At 71.9% G+C, this 2,333-nt stretch carries 2 protein-coding genes; both read left to right on the forward strand.

Annotation, left to right across the window (positions count from 1 at the left end; translation table 11 throughout):
- Positions 1-2: 2 nt before the first annotated feature.
- On the forward strand, positions 3-1,220 hold the full coding sequence (gene efeB, locus AB0N76_RS39700) for an iron uptake transporter deferrochelatase/peroxidase subunit (RefSeq protein ID WP_363565727.1): 1,218 nt from the start codon (positions 3-5) through the stop codon (positions 1,218-1,220).
- 50 nt (positions 1,221-1,270) lie between these two features.
- Positions 1,271-2,122, forward strand: coding sequence for an iron uptake transporter permease EfeU (efeU, locus tag AB0N76_RS39705; protein WP_363565728.1), 852 nt, complete (start codon positions 1,271-1,273; stop codon positions 2,120-2,122).
- Positions 2,123-2,333 lie beyond the last annotated feature (211 nt).

Genomic DNA, 2,333 nt, shown 5'->3' on the forward strand with positions numbered 1-2,333 from the left:
CGATCTGCGGCGACCGAGCCGACCCCGGCCGCGCCCAGGGCGACGCCGGCACCGGCCAGGAGGACGACGCCCCGGCGGCCGCCGCCGTCGGCACGGCGGACATCCCCTTCTACGGTGAGCACCAGTCCGGCATCGCCACCCCGGTCCAGGACCGGCTGCACTTCGCCTCCTTCGACGTCTCCGCGAACGCCACCCGCGAGTCGCTGGTCAAGATGCTGAAGGAGTGGACCAAGGCGGCCGCCGCGATGACCGGCGGCCGCGAGGTCGGCAGCGGTGCGGCCAGCGGCCTGCCCGAGGCCCCGCCGGACGACACCGGCGAGGCGCTCGGCCTGCCCGCCTCCCGGCTCACCCTCACGATCGGCTTCGGCCCGAGCCTGTTCGAGAAGTCCGCCCCGGACGGTCAGATGGTGGACCGCTTCGGCCTCAAGGCCCGGCGTCCGGAGGCCCTGATCGACCTGCCGGTGTTCAAGGGCGACAAGCTCGACCCGCAGCGCAGCGGCGGCGACCTCTGCATCCAGGCCTGCGCCGACGACCCGCAGGTCGCCGTGCACGCGATCCGCAACCTGGCCCGGATCGGCATGGGCACCGTCAACATCCGCTGGTCGCAGCTGGGCTTCGGGAAGACCTCCTCCACCACGCCGGACGCCCAGACCCCGCGCAACATGATGGGCTTCAAGGACGGCACCCACAACATCGCCGGGACCGACACGGCCAAGCTGGCCGAGCACGTCTGGGTCGCCCCCGGTGAGGGCGCGGACTGGATGACCGGCGGCTCCTACCTGGTCGCCCGGCGGATCCGGATGCACATCGAGACCTGGGACCGCACCCCGCTCAAGGAGCAGGAGGACATCTTCGGCCGCACCAAGGGCGAGGGTGCCCCGTACGGGAAGACCAAGGAGCACGACGCGCCGGACCTCAAGGCCATGCCGGAGGACTCGCACGTGCGGCTGGCCCACCCGGAGTCCAACAACGGCCTGATGATCCTGCGCCGCGGCTTCTCCTTCACCGACGGCACCGACGGCCTGGGCCGGCTGGACGCGGGCCTGTTCTTCCTGGCCTACCAGCGCGACAGCCGCAAGGCCTTCGTCCCGCTGCAGCAGCGGCTCGCGGCCAGTGACGCGCTGAACGAGTACATCCAGCACGTCGGTTCGGCCCACTTCGCCTGCCCGGCGGGCGTCCGCAAGCCCGGTGAGTGGTGGGGTCAGGCCCTCTTCGGCTGACCCTCCGCACGCCACCCCTCGTACCACCTCTTCACCCCCCAGGAGCCAGCGTGTTCGGCAACTATCTGATCGGCCTGCGCGAAGGACTCGAAGCCAGCCTCGTCGTCTGCATCCTCATCGCCTACCTGGTCAAGACCGGCCGCAAGGACAAGCTCGGACCGGTCTGGGCGGGCGTCGCGGCGGCCGTGATCCTCAGCATGGCGTTCGGTGCCGTGCTGCAGTACGGCTCGACCCAGCTCACCTTCGAGGCGCAGGAGGCGCTCGGCGGCACGCTGTCGATCCTCTCCGTCGGTCTGGTCACCTGGATGGTGTTCTGGATGCGCCGGACGGCCCGGCACCTGAAGGCCGAGCTGCACGGCAAGCTGGACGCGGCGCTCGCGATGGGCACGGTGGCGCTGGTGGTCACCTCCTTCCTGGCGGTGGGCCGCGAGGGGCTGGAGACCGCGCTGTTCATCTGGTCGGCGGTGCAGGCCACCAACGACGGCTACAACCCGATCATCGGTGCGGCGCTCGGCCTGCTGACCTCGGTGGTCCTCGGCTGGCTGTTCTACCGGGGCGCGCTGAAGATCAACCTGGCCAAGTTCTTCACCTGGACCGGCGCCATGCTGGTCGTGGTCGCCGCCGGCGTGCTGGCGTACGGCGTGCACGACCTGCAGGAGGCGGGCTGGCTGGGCGGCCTGCACAACCTGGCCTTCGACATCAGCAGCACCATCCCCAAGGACAGCTGGTACGGCACCCTGCTGAAGGGCGTGTTCAACTTCCAGCCGGACCCGACGGTCTTCCAGCTGGTGGTCTGGCTCGCCTACCTGGTGCCGACGCTGACGATCTTCCTCGGCGTCTTCGGCGGCGGCCCGGCCAAGCCGGTCGCCCCGAAGCCGGGCACCGCCAAGACGGCGGCCTGAACAGCGCAGGACACCAGCACAACAGCACGACGCAGCAGCACCGATCGCCCCGTCCGGCACTCCGCCGGGCGGGGCGATCGGCGTTCCCGGGCGAGTCCCGGGGGGCGCCCCCGGGGGGGGCCGCCCCCCGCCCCGGCCGGGGCAGTTGGGGGCCCCCGACGGGGCCCCCCACCACCCCCCCCCCCGCGCCACGAAAGGGAGAGGGGCGGGG

This window comes from Kitasatospora sp. NPDC093806, assembly GCF_040683335.1.
Taxonomy (GTDB): domain Bacteria; phylum Actinomycetota; class Actinomycetes; order Streptomycetales; family Streptomycetaceae; genus Kitasatospora.